At 67.0% G+C, this 16,647-nt stretch carries 3 protein-coding genes; all 3 read right to left on the reverse strand.

Annotated elements, in window-relative coordinates; genetic code table 11:
• Window positions 1–80 precede the first annotated feature (80 nt).
• The 3 genes from ACQR1B_RS17750 to ACQR1B_RS17760 all read right to left on the reverse strand — a co-directional run bounded on the left by ACQR1B_RS17750 (window position 81) and on the right by ACQR1B_RS17760 (window position 16,643).
• Complete coding sequence (locus ACQR1B_RS17750) at window positions 81–14,192, reverse strand: filamentous haemagglutinin family protein (RefSeq protein WP_434834633.1); 14,112 nt, start codon at window positions 14,190–14,192, stop codon at window positions 81–83.
• 123 nt (window positions 14,193–14,315) lie between these two features.
• Window positions 14,316–15,002 (reverse strand): secretin and TonB N-terminal domain-containing protein, encoded by a 687-nt coding sequence (locus tag ACQR1B_RS17755; protein ID WP_434834634.1) that lies wholly within the window; start codon window positions 15,000–15,002, stop codon window positions 14,316–14,318.
• Window positions 15,003–15,029: 27 nt separating this feature from the next.
• Entirely contained in the window at window positions 15,030–16,643 is a 1,614-nt protein-coding gene (locus ACQR1B_RS17760; RefSeq protein ID WP_434834635.1) for a PEP/pyruvate-binding domain-containing protein, read from the reverse strand.
• Between the last annotated feature and the right edge of the window lie 4 nt (window positions 16,644–16,647).

Here is a 16,647-nt window from a genome sequence, read left to right on the forward strand (position 1 = left end):
CGCTCAGCATCCAGCTCCCCGACTGAACCGCGGGACGAAAGAACGCGACGTTGCAGGCGCACCCTCGTGGAGCGACAGGCTCAAGGCTGCGGCCGACACTCCCTTGCATCGCCCTTGCAATCGTCCGGCTTGGAACGGCGCTGGGCTGGCATCGCACTGTTATCCGTCGTGTCGCTCTGGCCCGCGCCGTTGCGCACGGGTGCGTCGGTCGGGCCACCGCTTCCCTGCCCGCTACCACCATAGCCGAGCACTTCGACGATGATGACAGAGGCCCGTCCGTCTGCGGACGGCTGTTGCGAGGGCGCGAGCTTCTGCGGGGCTGCCACGGTGTTGTTGCCGAGCGTCAGTGCCGCCACCGGCGGCGGGGCCACCGTGGGAATGCCCGTCGCAGATCCCTGCACGTTGATATTGAAGGCGTTGACGATGCGGGCCGCACCCAGGCTGAGATTGCCGGCGACGCGGATGCCGGCCGAGCCTGCGTCGATCGTGCCGGTCGGCGCGTAGAGGTTGACGTCGCTCTTGGCCGGGTCCTGCCCGTTCAACGTGATCAGCGCTGCGATGCCGGCACCGGTCACGAGCCCCGTCGGGTTCAGGTAGCAATAGCCGTTGGCGTCGCAGATGGTCTGCTGCGGCGCGCTCGCCGCATAGGTCTTGGAGCCCTGCCCGGCGTTGATGTCGCCATTGGCGGAGAACAGGTCGATGTCGCCGCCCTGCATCGTCATGACCCGGCTCTGGGCGAGTTGGATCGTGCCGTCGCTGTAGCCGCGGATCGTGCCGCCGGCCAGCGTGAGAATTCCTTCCTGGATCGGAGACAGCAGGTCGCGTCCGTTGCGGCCGACATTGATGTTGCCGCCGGGCACCAGGATGTCGATGTCGCTGCCCATCTGTGTCTCGAGCACCGAGCCGCCGAGCGAGATCGTGCCGGTGACGACGCGATTGGCGGCGCCGTTGACGCCTTTGACGGGGCGGTTATCGGTGTAGCCGAGCGCCGCCGGGAACAGCGTCGCGATCGCCGCATAGGCGCGGCCATACTCCCCGGCATGGGCGCTGGCCGGATCGTTGCGATCCTTGCCGACCCGGATGAGGAAATCGCTGAAGCTGCCGTCGATGGCGAGCTTCTCGCGCAAGCTCAGCGTATCGCCTCCCGCGGCGATCGTAGCGAATCTCGCGCTCGCCACCTCACGGCTGACTCCGAGCACGCCGGCGATGTCTGCGAGGAAATCGAAACCGACCTCCTGCGGGGAACGCACGACGTACTGGGTGACGAAGGCCACGTAGTTCGCCCGCGCGCCGGTTCCGAAATAGCTGGCCAAGGCCTGATCGACGAGCGCGTTCCGCCTGTCGACCGCGAGTGCGTTGAAGTCGCGCCATGCCTGAGCGCGAGCGTTGGCGTCCCAGCTCTTGGCCGGATCGAGCCCATCATTCAGCTTGGCAGCGATGAGCCGGAGCAGATCGATTCCGCTGGTGGCGGAGCGAGCGGGGTCGACATATTCGGCGATCACCGCCGCATAATCCGTGCGCGCCGGCTTCACACCGGCCAGAACGTAGATGTCGGCGCTCTGGTTCGGCAGGTACTTGAGAAGCTTCGCCGTCGTCTGGTCCGCATTGGTACCGGAGTTGCTGCCGTTGCCCGCCGCGATCAATCCCGCGTAGCCGTTGAGACTCTGGCGGAGCGGACCGATGTTGCGCCCGGCCTGGACCAGCCACGATCCCGGACCATAGAGCGTATAGGTGCCGCCGATGATCGAGTTCCCCGCCACCATCGACGTGACATCGTCGGCATTGTTGTTCTGGAAGGTTATCGTGGCCGAGCCGGCATTGCTCTGCGGAACGCCGTCGACCACGGATGTCAGCGCGAGCTGCGAGAGGATGTTGTTTCCAGCGGTTACGTCGGCCGGCTTGATCAGCGTCACGACAGCTGTGCTCGCGAAGGTGATGTCCTGCCCCGCAGCGATGATGACGGGCGCGGAATCATTGGCGTGCAAGGCTTCGGTCAGATCCGCAAGCGGTTGCCCAAGCGGGTTGATGTAGTTCGTAGCGGAGGTCGCTACGCTGTGCACGTACCTGCCGGATGCTCCCGTCGCGAGATCCAGCATGACGAGCCCCGAACCGGAGCCGAAATTGATCGACCGGGCCGCGATCAGCTCCAACGTTCCCGAGGACGTCCCGTCGTAGCTCGGAAGCGGAATGATGTTGACGGTCTGGTTGGCGCCGCCAACCACGATGGACCCACTCAGCGCCGAGACGTCCAACGTGGAGGGATAGATCAGCGCCCCGGTCACGGTGGGGCCGTAGACCGTGCCCTTGGACACGACGGTGTTCGCCGCCGCGGTTGCGATCGCGATGTCGCCGGACACGGCGGTCAGGCCAACCCCGCTTTGGGCCCCGTAGCTGGTGAACGGCGTTCCCATCCACGACAGAGTGGAGGTGGTCGACGCAATCGGAAGAACGCCCGTGAAAGCGCCAGGAACGAGCGTCACCACGGGGAGCTGCGCAGGGTCGTAGACCGAGAGCAGGCTGATGCTACCGCCGGAAACGACGCCGATGAAGCCATTCTGCACGCCCAGGATCAGATCGAGCGATTTGCCGGTCGGCGACGTGTTCTTGCCCTTCGCCGTGGCATTCGAATTTCCGGTCTGAACCGTCGCCGAGAGCGACGTGTTCGGATCCGCGCTGATCGCGCCTGCGACCTTGATCCGCCCGCTCCCAAGACCGACCAGCACATTGCCGCTCTGCAGGTTGCCGCCGGCCTGAATCACCAGGTTGCCGCCGCCATAGGTCACGATGTGAGCCGGATCGGCGGTCGTGATGCCTCCCGCGACGACGAGCGTTTCAGGGAGCGAGACCGCAGTCTGCCTGATGTCGGCGCCAGCCATCAGCGTCGCGTTGCCGCCGCCGAGCGCGCCGATTCCCTGGAAGAACGTAGCGTAGTTGATCCAGGCGGCCGTCTGGCAGCTCGTCAGGAAGTTGCAGTTGGCGAATGGCGTCGCTGTTCCGTTGCCCCAGCCACCGTGGAAGTACCAATTGCTCCAAAGTTGCATCGTCGACTGATAGGCCGTGCCGGTCTGCAATCCCGACGCGTCGTCGATCGGCGTCTGCAGACCGATGATCGACTGTCCTACCGCGATCGACACCGAGCCGCCACCGGCTGCCCATGTTGGCGTGCTCACATAGCCGTTCGCGCAGAGGAGTCCGGCGCAATTGTCGCTGGTCGGAAGCGTCAAGGCGGTGAAGTCGGCAGGCGTGGACGTCGCCGCGCCCGCCGTGTAGACCGCGCCCGGCGCGGATTTGTCGAGCAGCTGGAAGTTGCCAGCCGCAGCAATATTGATGCTACCCGTTCCGGTGCGCACCAGCGTCGGGAGCATCTTGAGCGCCGTTACGGCGCTCGTGCCAGACGTCGTCGTGACCGGTGTGTAGAGGTGACCGTCGATCGTGACATTTCCAGTGCGGCTTGCCGTGAGCGCCGACACGGGCGCCACCGCGTAAGGATTCACCGTCGTGTCGCGCGCGGAGGTGAACGCTGCGCCGGCGACGAGATTGATCGAGAACGAGCCGTTGTTGACGCCCAGCACTCGCGTCATCAGGTCCGCTGCCGCCGTCGTGTTGTAGTCCGCCACATTGCCCGACCGCGCGGGATTGTTGGCAATCAGGTCGGCCACGGCCACCGAGCCGCCGAAATAGTCGCGTGTCTCGAAGAAGCCGTCGCTGATGGTTGCCTTGACGGCGACGTCGTTGACGGCCCGCAGGGTCAGAGATCCCGGCTCGCCGGCCGCGGTGCGATAGGCCAGCGGCGTCTGTGCCGTCGCGACCAGTTGCCCCGTATAGTTCGTATAGTTGGCAAGGAGCTTGCCGGCGGCATCGGTGATGACGGTGTTGGCACTAACGAGCGTGCCGTTGACCGCGGTGAAGGCCGTGGCGTTCACCAGGCCTTTCACACCGCCGAGATTCCAGTTGCTGGCCACGGTGATGTTGCCGCCATTGGCCGAGGTCGACGGGTTCGATAGCACGATTTCGGGGCGCACGTGCAGGATGGCGCCGAGACCGCTGGCAAAGTCGAACGCATCGCCGTTCCCAGCGGCGACCGAACTCGCCAGCGACTTCTGGACGAAGCCGGTCAGCGTGCTCTGGTAGAAATTGACGTGATTGGCATTGGCAGTCGTCGGCACGAAGATGCCGATGCCCTGGGCGACGCTGGTCGTCTGCGACAGCGAATAGGGCTGGTTGACCGTATACTTGGCCGTCAGGCTCACGCCATTGGCCGTGACCGCCGGGGCGGTGGCATAGGTCGTGTTCGGATTGGCGGCGACGAGACCGGCAATCAGCAGGTTCGCCGTGACGGTCGCCGCCGTCGTGCCGCCCGTCACCGTCAGCGTGACCGGGCTGGTGTAGCCGATGGCCGCGGTGTTGCTCACGGTGACCGCGGTCACCGTCCCGGCGCTGACCGTCACACCGGTGACGATCAATCCGCTTCCTCCGGCACCGCCCGTCAACGTGACGGTGACGGCATTGAGCGTCATCGCCGTATCCGAATAGCAGGTGAAGGTCGCACCGCCGCCTTTGCAGTTGTTGCGGGGCGCCGTGCCGAAGCCCGCCCCTCGGCTCGCCGTCGGAACCGGCAGCGCTCCGGTCTGAGTCGTCATGATCGCGGTGGCGACGCCGCTCGCGCCTCCGACGAGGATCGTCGGCACCGCCGTGTAGGTCGTGGTCGTGCTGTAGCTGATGGTGTCGCCGGAAATGACGGTGCCGGCGACGCGCGTGCCGGTGCCGTCGAACCAGCCGGCGGGGTCGATGATGCCGTCGAAATGAGTGCCGGCTATGGTGGTGTCGGTGGTGCTCCAGGTCGCATAGGCGTTCAGGGCCAGCCCGCCGCCGGCCGTCGAGCCATTGGTCACGACGCTGCCTTTGAAGCGCACATTGACCGTGTAGTCGCTGAGCAGCGGCGCGCGCACGATCACCTGCCCGGCCGGCGCGGTCGGGCCGCCGCTGACATCCAGCAGCGCGCCCGCATCGACCTTGATCCAGCCCGAATTGGCGCTGGTCACCTGCTGGAAGCCGTAGGTCGGATCATAAGCCCCTACGGTCGGCGTTCCGGTCGTTGCCAGCGTGATGGTGCCGCCGCTGGGATTGGTCGCCCCATTGTCGACCGAGGAATAGCGGCCGAACGTGGCGTCGCCCTGGTTGACGGCGCTTGCCAGCAGCCGCGCCGATGGTTGGAGCCACACGCCACAGGAGGTCGTGCAGCCCGACGCCGAGGTCAGACTTCCCGTACCGAACAGCGAGATCTGCCCGCCGCTCAGGCCGCGCGCGTCGATGGTGCCGCCGACATTGACGCTGCCGCCATTGGCGGTCAGCTGGACGTTGCGCGAGGTCAGGCTGGTGCCCGCAGCAAGCTCGATGTTGCCGGTTTGCAGCGTCACCGTGAAGCTGCCGGAGAAGTTCGGGCTCGTGCCGTCGAGCGGCAGCGCGCCGGCCAGACTGCCGGCGAGCAGGCTGAAATTGCCGCCGAGATCGTTGAAGCGGGCCGATCCGTTCAGGGTGCCCGCCAGTGTGGCGATCCCGGTCGCGCCGTTGTTGCCGGTCTGGATCGCAAGCGAACCTGCGTAGCCCGCATAGGGGTTGGAGACGTCGACGCTGGCCCCGACGATGCTGACATTGCCGAGATTGGACGTCAGCTGCACGCTGCCCGCCGGCGTGTCCACGAACTGATTGTTCACAGTCAGGCGCAGCCCCGGCGCCTTGATCGCGGCGCCCGACGCGAGGACGACGTCGCCAGTTGCCGCCGTCAGGCTGACCTTGCCGCCGGCGGCATCGATCTGCACGCCATTCCGCGCCGTGACTGAGGCCCCCGTCAGCGCCAGACTGCCGCTGATGCTGCCGTCGCCCGCAAATGCGCTGCTGCCATTACCCTGCATCACGAGATTGCCGCGCGCAGTGACGGTCTGGCTCGCGCCGGCCTTCACCACCACGTCGGGAGCCGACAGAGTGAGATCGGTGCCGCCCCAGATCGAGATGGTCGGTGCACTGGTGTAGCCGGTGCCGCCATTGGTCAAGCTCAGTCCTGTGACCGCGGAGCCGCCGAGCGTGGCAGTCGCCGTTGCACCGCTGCCGCCGCCGCCAGCGATGGTGACGATCGGCGCGCTCGTAAAGCCGGCGCCGCCATTGGCGACGGTCAGCGAGCTCAACGTCGTGACAGCCTGTGCTACCGCGCCGGAGCCACCGCCGCCGGAGATCGTGACCGTCGGAATTCCGGTGAAGCCCGCGCCGCCCAGCACGTTCACGCCGACGACGCCGAACTGCGGCTGCAGTCCGACCGTCGGCGCGGCGGCGGTGCCGATCGCGGCACTGGAACCGCCGGTCGTGACCGTCAAAGTCAGATTGGCGAGCACGCCGCTGAATCCGGAGCCGCCCGAAATGATGTTGACGCCGGTGATCGCGCCGGTCGAACTGACCACGGCCGTTCCGGTCGCCGTGGCGCCAGTGACCGAGTCCTTGATGGTGACCAGATCACCTTGGCGATAGCCCGATCCGGTGCCGGAGGCCGACACGTTGAAGGACACGATGCCGAGCAGCGCCGTGCCGGTCGCCGTCGTTCCCCCGTGGCCGGAGATCGTGACCGTCGGCACGCTGGTATAGCCGGTGCCGGCGCTGCTGATCGCGACCGAGCTGAGATTGAACTTGGCGGTCGCCGTCGCGGCAGCGGCATCGATGCTGCCCGTCCCGGTGAAGGCGATGCTCTCGGCTGCCGTCCAATTGACCTTGCTGAACCCGCCGAAGCTCTTGGCGCCGGCGTCGGCCGTGATCACCTTGGTCGCATTGAGATTCAGCGTGCCGCCCGCCCCCGCGGTGACGGTGGCGTCGGAGCTGACGCCGGACGCGCCGCGGCTGTTGACGAGGGTGATGTTGGTGGCCGCGATGGTGACGCAGGAGGCCGAGCAATCCGTGGCCCCTGTCCCTGCCGTGTTGTTGCCGATGCTGTAGAAGCCGGATCCATCGAAAGTCAGCGTCCCGATCGGATTGGCGGCATCGCCGAGCGTGAGGCCCGTCTGGGCGTAGAAATCGAACCCGGCGTTGCTGCGCAAGGTCACCGACGAGGCACCTGCAAACAGGCTGTTGAACTGAGCCGATGTCAGGTTCAGGCCGCTCGCCGCCAATCCCTCGGGGCCGAAATTGAACGTGTTTGCTGCAACCGACAGGTTCGACGCCTTGAGCGTCACGCCAGTTGCAACCGTGCCGCTGCCGTTCACGCGATCAGGCGCAAATGCTCCGGCCCCGCTGGTGTCGATCATCAGCGAGTTGCCGGCCGTGATCACGACGCCGGCGCCGGCTACCAGTTGCGACGTTCCGACGTTCGTGCCGATCGCAAAGCTGCCGGTCCCAATGGCGCCGCTGCGCGTGACCGAGACCATGTTGCCGTTCGAGACCCGCAGCAGCGCGCCGTCGCCGCTCAAGGCGATGTTGCGGCTCGTCCCGGAGACGGTGCCCTTCGTGCTCACGACGCTGCCGGCGTCGACGGTGAGGCCTCTACCGCCGCCGGCCTGGGTGACCAGGATCAGCTCGGGGCCGCTCAGCGCATGCGCCGCATCAGTGGCGACCTCGAGATTGAGCGCGACGGCCGTGACAGCCCCCGGAGAGCTGACGGACGCCGTGCCGCCGATCAGGACGCTGCCCGCGCCAAAGTTGCTGAGCTGGTCGGCGTCGAGGAAAAGGTAGTTGGCGAACGCCGAGCTGGCCGTGAAGCCGCCATTGGCGGCGACGGTTCCGAACTGGCCCAGTCGATCGCTGGCGACGACGGCAATGTTCGCGGCGGCAATGTCGATCTGTCCCGTCGCGCCCTGGACCGTCGGTGCGAGATCGCTGCTGCCGGCTGCGAAATTATTGCTGCCGCCGAGGGTCAGCCTGCTGGTGGCGCCGATCACGAGCAGACCGCCATCGACCGGCAAGGCGGTCGGAGCAAGCCCGTTATTGGCCGTATAGTTCGAGAAATAGCTGGTGCCGCTGGTGATGTTGATCTTGGAGTATTGGCCCCAGACCGCCTGAGATTGCAGCTGGAACAGCATGGTTTGTGACGAGCGGGAGCCGGTGATCGCATTGCCCAGCGAGCCGGTCATGTAGACCGAGCCGTCGGCGCCGGTGAAGCTGCCCGGCGATGTGCCGTTGCTGGTCGTGTATTGGACCACGCGGTAGGCGCCGGGCAGTGTCGCGTACATGCCCGGGAGCAGCACGTAGGTGCCTGCCGCGATTCCATTGCCGCCGCTCAGGGTGACGGAGGTCCCCGGCAGGATGCCGGAGGCGTTGTTCATCGCAGTAGCCGGAAAGCTGGCCAGCTTGCTGCCGCTCGTCGCCAGGCCAGCGGAGGTCATGCTCCGTCCTGAATAATAGGGATAGGAGTTGAAGACCGGGTCGTAGGCAGCGACCTGGGCCTCGTAGGCCGGCACCAGCGCATAGACCTGGCGCCCATCGGCATATGTCGGTGCAAAGCTGGTGGTCGTGCCGCTCGAGGTGACCGTGGAGACCGGTTGGTAATTCCGAAGGACGTCGCGCGTCCCGCCCGTGCCCGCGACAAACTCGACGGCATAGACGTCCCCGCCCCCGCTGGCATCGATGCTGCCGCCGAGCGCGACCGACGCACCGAAGATGCTGATCGACTTCGCCGGCGCCGCCGTCTGCTGCGTGACCGGATTTGTCGAGGCGATGGTCGCGTTCGCGTTGAGGTCGAGGCCATAGTACCAGGTGGCGCCATCGACCGTGTAGCCATAGGGGATGTCGAGGCCGCCGGTCGAGACCGCGGTCAGGCTGCCGGCTCCGAGCGTGACCGATTGGGTCTGGACCAGCGCTCCCGAATAGGTCGTGGCGGATGAGGACACCGCCGCTCGCGTCACCGCCACCGGCATGTCGGCCGACGAGCGCAGGCCGACGACGATGCTGCCGAGCGGCGCCCACAACGTACCGTCCTGCTCGATGTTCTGCGCGTCCAGCACCAGCGTTCCACCCGCCGAAAGCGGAGCGGTCGGCGAGCTGCCGGCATATTGCTTGATCGTGAGCGTCGGAGAGGAGTCGCTGACGGCCATCGTCGACATCAGCAGAAAGGCCGTGCTCGTTGCGGGAAAGATCTCCGCCGCTGTGATGGTGAGCCGGCCCGGCGTGACGAAGGAACCGCCGAGTGCCGAGCCGGTGGGCAACAACGTTTCGCTCCCATAGCGACCAGGCAGCAGCCGTACCGAGCCGGCCGTGGTCAGCGTGGCATTGGCCACGTTCACCAGCGACAGATTGCCCTGGAGATCGATCCATTGCGTGACGAAGCGGCCATGCGAGGCGCCGTCGGAGCCGACATAGAGCGTGCCGTCCGCGGTGTTGCGCACAGCCGGGGACGAAGGCAGTTGTTCGGCGGTCGTTCCCGCCAACCGGATGTAGCCGGCGTCGAGGCTGACGGTCGCGCCGCCGACGCTCGCGGGCGTGCTGGACAGACTTGCGAGCGTTGAGCCCGCCGGAAGGATGCTGATGAGATTGCCGCCGCTGTGGAGCACCAGCGCCCCGGGTACGTGGATATCCGTCGAACCGGAGAAGCCGATGGTTGCAGGCTTTGCGATCCCTTGTAGATAGCCGCCCGATGACAGGGTGACAGAATCGAGCCCGCTGCCGTTGATCATGTCGGCGATCAGCGTTACCGACGTCGAGGGCGTCGCCGATCCGCTCTGGGCGACGAGAATGCCAGACCTGATCCCCATCACCGACTGCGTGTCGGAGTTGTAGATCGCGCTTGCGAAGACCCCCGCGTAGGGCGCAAGCGTCCCGGGCAGGACGAAATCGCCGAGCGACAGCGATCCGCCTGCGGCAAGCGCCGCACCTCCCGCCGCGGACAGGCTGCCGCCGAGATAGACGGTGAAGCCTCCGACCTGCAGCGCGCCGCCATTGCTCCACACCGCTCTGCTCTCGACGCTGCGACCGGTGGGAACCTCGATTACACCCGCCGCCCCGGCGATGTTGATCACCGCGCCCGGCTGCACCTCGACCGTGTTGTTGCTGAGCAGCGTCACCGTGCCGCCGTCATAGACCGTGCCCGTCTGATAGCGGGTCACCGTCGGGTCCGGCACGAACACGCCGCTGGCGTCGATGATGCTCCCGGCCGCGATGGTGAGATTTCCCGGGCTCGCGATGCTGATGGTCCCGCCCTGCGCCCGGACGCTACCGGCCACGGTCATGGACGATTTGTTCGAGACCATCGTGACCGAGGCGCCTGCGCCGGCCGCGATGCTGCCTTTGAAGCTGATCGCCTGATCGGCGATGATGTTGACCGATGCGCCGGGATCGGTCGTGATCGTGGCACCCGTCCCGACGACGATGCCGCCGGTGACGTTGGCAAATCCGGACTGCGACAGATCGATGCCGGATTGCGTGAGCGACAGATTGACCGGCTTGCGCAGGCCGTCGATGACGGTCCCGGCCTGGGCGAGATCGCTCGCCTTCGCAGCGTTCGTCGCGATGCCTGCCAGCGATCCGGAAGCCGGGGTCAGGAGGTTCGACTGTTGGAGCGTCAGCGTGGTGTTCGCGGCGACATTGGCTTCCGCCAGCCCGATCAGCGCGTAGCTGCCGAACCCGCTATTGTTGAAGAAGGAGGTCGGTAGATTGATCTGGCCGACGCCACTGCTCTGGGTTTCACCCGGAGTGTAGGAGACGGTACTGGTGCCGCCGATCTGAACATAGGGCGCCTGCAAGGTGAACGTGCCACCGCCTGCGAAGCCCTGGGCGAAGATGCTGCCCTCGAGATAGGTGTTGGCGCGACTGCTGAGCGGAGCGATGAGCGCTCCGCTGCCATCGTCTGCATAGTAATAGAATCCTGTCCCCGCCGCGACCACGACCCCGGCGGGACCTCCGATCGCGGTCGCCGCGACGTCGTAGATGGGCGTGACGAACGACGCTCCAGCATAAGTCTTGAGGGTCACGCTGCCGCCCTTCCCGAGCGGCAGTCCGTCAGCCCCCTTCTTCATCGTTCCGGTGCGATCGACATAGCCGCCGCCGGATGCATCAATCACGCTTCCTTTCGCCAACCTGATGCTGCGCGTGGAATCCGTGATCGACGTGACGGCGAAGTAATTGAGGCCCGTGCTGAAATCCTTTTGTGCGGTGGTCGTGCCGCTGTTGATGAACTGCTTTTCGGGAATGTCGCTCGCGATCGTGGTGATCGTGACCGAGCCGCCATTGACATAGGCCGCCCCCGTCAGCGAGCCGGTGTCGGCGCCGCTATCGTTGACCCACAGCCCGCTGACGTCGAGTGTTCCGGTAATAAGAAGATCCTGAAGCGCGACGGACTGCGGAAGGCCGCTTGCGATCGTCGAGCCGGTCAGCGAGATACTGCCGCTGCGGGCCGTGATCGTTCCATCGATCCGCGCGACATTGCCGAGCGTCACGCTGCCGCCGGGCCGCACGGAGAGGGCCGCATCCGCGGTCAGTTGCAGCATGGCATTGCTGCCGGTGTCGATGCTGATGCTGCCGAAGGCGGAGCCCGTCAGGAGATCGCTGAAGATCGGGAAGGCCAGTGTGCCGTCGGCCAGCCGATCCAGCGTCGGCGTCCAGGATGAGCCCAGCTTGAACGTCGACAGGCCGAACGGATCCAGTCCGGCGTCGGCCATGGGCTCCAGTAGCACGGTGTAAGTGGCGGCGTTGGTTCCCGACAGAGCGACGCTGAGACCCGCGCCAGTCGGCATGACCTCGAGCCCGGCGCGCTGGCGTTCGCCGGCGACGATCGCCGAGCCGAACGAGCCCTCTAGCATCGGTGCCGCGGCGGTGAAGCCAACGCTGCCGGCAGAGCGTCCGGAGATGTAACCCGGATCATAATATCCGCGCGCCAGAGAGCTGGCGTAGATCTCGCTGACGCCCCAGCGCGAATGATCGACGCTGAAGCCGCCGAGAGCGATATAGCTGAGATCCGATGGCGCGCTGCCGATGTTGTAGATGCGCCCGTTGGATCCGATCACTTGGGTCGTGCCGACGAACCCGGGAGCATACTGGACGTAGCCGCCAGACAGATTGATCGACGATCCCGGCAAGCTGATCGCGTTCTGTCCCGCCAAGATCGAGAGCTTTCCGCCCGTGGTCAACAGCTCGTCGATGGTCTTCGGAATGAGACCCGTATAGCCCTGGGCATTGAGCAGCGGCGAGCCGACCCAGGACGAGCCGTCGGCCCGGGTCCCGCTCAGCCTGGAATCGATGGTGACGGTGCTGCCGATCAGACCGCGGGCCAACGGCGTGTCCGCGACCTCTGCGGCGGTCACCTTGAAGGTCAGGAGATAGTTGGAGGTCGGCAGCAGCACTCCGGCCAGACCTGACAGGTCGATGCTGCTCCCCGATTCCAGCAACACCGTGCCGGTCGTCCCGCCAACGGGGCTCCCGCTATTGTTCGTCACTCCGGCGCTCAGCTCGACCGCCGCAGCGGGCGCCTTGAGAAGGGCGCCTGTCGCGCCATCCGAACTGCCCTGTACATCGATGTCGCCGCTCGCCTTGATGGAGATCTGCGGCTGGACGTAGGCGGCGACATAGGTCGACGTGGCCGTGCTGGTCGGGATGGTGCTGCTGCTCTCATCCGGCAGGATCGTGGTCAGGCTGCCCTGTCCCAGCACGATGCTGCCGATCGCGCCATTGGCGGTCGAGGTCGTGTAGTATGTGCTCAGACGGATGGAGCCCGGCCGATTGACGCTCGTCGTGGCTTCGATCACGCCCAATTGGCGGATGCTGTCGGCCACCACGCTGACGGCGCCGTCGTTCGACACGATCAGCCCATCGTTCGTCGCGAGAGCTCCGTTGGGCAGCGCGGCTGGAAGCGATTTGGTGGCCACCGCGGACGACAGCGAGATGGAGTCGCCATTGCTGTTGAGATAGACTTGAGTCGTGCTCGGCGAGAACGACGATGCCGTCAGAGCCTGCGCCACGCCCGTTGCGCTCGACGACGGCTCGGTGAGCACGATGCCGCTTCCGGCCGCCAGGATGATCTGGCCATTGTTGGCGGTCAGCGTGCCGGAATTGGTGACCGTCGGCCCGATCAGCGCCAGAAAACCGTTGCGGGTCGTCGAAGCCCCGGCGTTGACGGCGATATTCGCTCCCGGCTGCACCAGGATGGCGCCGCCGCCGACCGATCCCAGCGTCTGGTCGCCCATCACGAAGACGGCGGATTTTCCGATGGTGACCGAGGTGCCGGAGTTCGAGGGCGGGGTGACGAAGAGACCGTTCTGCGCGAAGTAGTCGTTGGCACTGCTCTCGTTGGCGGGCGCGGCGAACGAATAGGACGTGCCGTTCGCGCTGACGCTCTGCGGAGTGTAGTTCGGGCTCGTGCCGGAGAAGGTCGAGGCCGCCGCGGCAACCGACGTCCCGGCGATATCGTTGGTGGTCGCGATCAGCGAGCCGACATTCACCTGGCTGCCGCCGCCGAAGATGATGCCGTTCGGATTGATCAGCAGGACGGTGCCATCGGCCTTGATGTTGCCGAGGATCTGGCTCGGCCGGCCGGTCGCATCGACGCGGTTCAGCGCGATCCAGCCAGGATTGCCCTGCTGGTTGTAGACCAGCGTGGTGTTTTTCCCGACGTTGAACTGATACCAGGTCATGATGGCCTGGGGCGCGGTCTGGTTGATCGTGACCGTCGTCTGCCCGTTGTTCGCGCCCGTCTGGACCGGCTGATCGGCGCCGGCCCACAAATTGGTCGCCGCTCCGGCTTGCGAGGCATTGACGACGCGCGGATCGACGACGAGCCCGCCCGGCGACAGGCCATCGGTCACCGCCGGCAGGCCGTTGCCGAGGCTGGTCGACACACCGGCCATCGCGGCGTTGCGCGCGGCCGCCTGGGCCGCCTGCATCGCCTTGAGCATCGCCGCCGCCCTGGTCATGGCATCCTGCGACTGCTTGGCGATGGTGGCCGCCTGCTGAGAGGCCGCTGATGCCGCAGCACTCGCCGCCGCGGCTGCGGACGCCGCCCCGGACGCTCCGAGCGGGCGGGCCTGGACGACCGCGCCGGTCACGAGCAGCGCGACGGCGCTCACGCAGCCGAGCCACAGCAGCCGGCGGAAACGGGACGGCGCCGCTCGCACGGCTTGCATCGGAGCGGGCCGTGCCTGCTCGATCTCGATCGGCGAACGCGCGGCACGCCGCCGACGCAGCGCCGCGGTTGCAGCGCGCTTCGCCTGCGTTGACCTGCCCTGCGCCATCGTCCGCTCCTGACTTGCACCGTGTCCGCCGCGCTCGCCCGCCGGTCGTGGCTGGGCTCACTGCTGAACAGACGATCGATCGGGGCCAGGACTGAAAGAGTTTTGGCAGGCGGTTGATCCCGCTCAGTGTGTCCTCACGCTGACGCCGACCCGCACCGGCTGCGCCATGCCCGGCGGCTGGGGACGGCTGATGGTGAGGCCGCGCAGCGCCGCGACCAGGGCCGTGTCGCGCCCGGGATCCCCCGTCGTGCTCGCCACCATGACCTGGTCGACGGTGCGCTCGGAATTGATCCACAGTTTCACGACGGCGCGATAATTGCCGTCCCGCGTCCTGGGGTTGTTGCGCAGCGCGTTGTGGACGTCGATCCGCACGGAGTCGCTGAACTCCTGCGACGGCGCCGATCGCGACGTTGCGCCCTGGACGTGCATCGTGCCCAGCGACAGGTCCGAGCCGAAGCGCGGCGCGGCGCCCTCGACACGCGCGGGCGCGTCGAGCGTGAGCGTCATCGCGCCGGGACGGCTGTACTGCACCTTCAGGTCGGTCCCCTCCAGCAGCCTGATCAACGCATCATGCGCGGTATAACGGCCCTCGACCGCGGCGGATTGCCGTCCTTCGGCGGACTTGCTTTCATACAGCAACTGAACCCCGGCCAATTGGCCGAAGGCCTGCAACGCCGTCGCCAATGGCTGCGCCGGGATCGAGAACAGGCGCGGCTGCTCATCTCCCGGGGCGTCACCGGCACGGCTTGCGGCGCCGGCGAGGAGAACGAACGCAGCGACAACGATATGCCACGCAGCGGCACGACGCATCGCGCTCATCCTGCCCCCTCGTCAACGTCACGCGGCCGGCGCGACACCTGCAACCCCGATGGCGTGCAGCGAGCGCCATGTCGACAGCTCAGCAAGCTCGGCGTCCGGCCGCCGCGCGACGATCTCGCCGCGCCCCAGATACACGGAGCCGGCATTGCCGTCGATCGTGATCCAGTCGCCCGGTGCAATCACGGCATCGCCGATCCGCGCCAAAGGCACTTCGCCATCGATCCGGATCGCAGCACATCCGACCACGCAGGGCTTGCCCATCTGGCGCGCGACCAGAGAGGCATGCGCGGTGCGAGCCCCGACCGCCGTGACTATGCCCGCTGCCGCGGCGAAGCCTGCGATGTCGGCGGTGCTGATGTCGTGACGGATCAGGATGACCGTATCACCGGCTGCCGCGAGCCGTTCCGCGGACGCACTGTCGAACACCGCCCGCCCGGCTGCGACGCCGCCGGAGGCCGCGACCCCGACCGCGACCGGCTCTCCGGGCGCGACCAACGAGGTCTCCGTCAATGCATCGAGATCGATTCCCTCGAGCCGTTCGAGCGCCTGCTGCGGCGTGATCAGCCGCTCATGCACGAGGTCGACCGCGATGCGCAGTGCGGCGCGCGGCGTGCGCTTGGCGGCGCGCGTCTGCAGGATCCACAGGCGGCCTTCCTCGATGGTGAACTCGATGTCCTGGACCTCTCCGAACTCACCTTCCAGCCGCTTCAACGTCGCGCGCAATTGCTGCGCCACCTCCGGCAGCGTCCGTGACAGCGCAGCCTCCGTCTCCGGCGTCCTTCGGCCGGACACCACGTCCTCGCCCTGCGAGTCGAACAGCACGTCGATGACCGGCGCGTCCGCACCCGTCGACGGATCGCGCGAGAACGCAACGCCCGCGCCCGACGACGTGCCGCCATTGCCGAACACCATGGCCTGCACTGTCACCGCCGTACCCGCGAGATCCTCCAGTCCCTGGAGCCGTCGATAGGTCCGCGCCCGCTCGCTGGTCCAGGAGCGATAGACCGCCCGCGCCGAGCGCTCCAGCTGGACCGCGGCATCCTCGAGCCAGCCATCATCGTCGGAATCTTCCAGCAACCGTCGCTCCTCGGACGCCAGCCGCTCCAGCGCCTCGCTGTCGAGCTCGCGCTCGTGGGCCGCGCCCTCTGCCGCGATCATCTGAGTCAACCGCTCGGCGAGCGGCCCGGGATCGAGCCCGAGCACCGTTTCCGCGTAGCTCTCCAGCAGGCGCCGGCGGCAATCCCAGGCCAGCCGTGGCCGTCCGGTCGCGCGCACCAGCCCGCGCACGGCGCGCGACGTGCAGCCGACATTCAGGACGGTGTCGAGCATGCCGGGCATCGACCGCGCCGCGCCGGACCGCACCGAGACCAGCAGCGGATTGCGCGAGCAGCCGAACGATTTTCCGGTCGCCTGTTCGAGGAAGGCGATGCCCTCCTTCAAGCCATCGACGAGCTGACGTGTCGCGTGGCCCTTCCCCGCGACCACGTCGGCGCAGAGCTGCACCGGCAGCACGAAGGCGGGCGGCACCGGCAGATCCAGCGCGGCCATCCGGGCGAGGTTGGCCGCCTTCGCTCCGACCTGTTCGGCGCCGGGCAGCTCACGCCTTCCATCGCCAATCCGTACGATCGTCATTGCA

The organism is Bradyrhizobium oligotrophicum, from assembly GCF_051168495.1.
In the GTDB taxonomy this organism is placed as follows: domain Bacteria; phylum Pseudomonadota; class Alphaproteobacteria; order Rhizobiales; family Xanthobacteraceae; genus Bradyrhizobium; species Bradyrhizobium oligotrophicum_A.

Bases quoted from the DNA above. Each gene is read 5' to 3' on its own strand.
- ACQR1B_RS17755 (WP_434834634.1), bottom strand. From the start codon at position 15,002: ATGCGTCGTGCCGCTGCGTGGCATATCGTTGTCGCTGCGTTCGTTCTC.
- ACQR1B_RS17760 (WP_434834635.1), bottom strand. From the start codon at position 16,643: ATGACGATCGTACGGATTGGCGATGGAAGGCGTGAGCTGCCCGGCGCC.
- ACQR1B_RS17750 (WP_434834633.1), bottom strand. From the start codon at position 14,192: ATGGCGCAGGGCAGGTCAACGCAGGCGAAGCGCGCTGCAACCGCGGCG.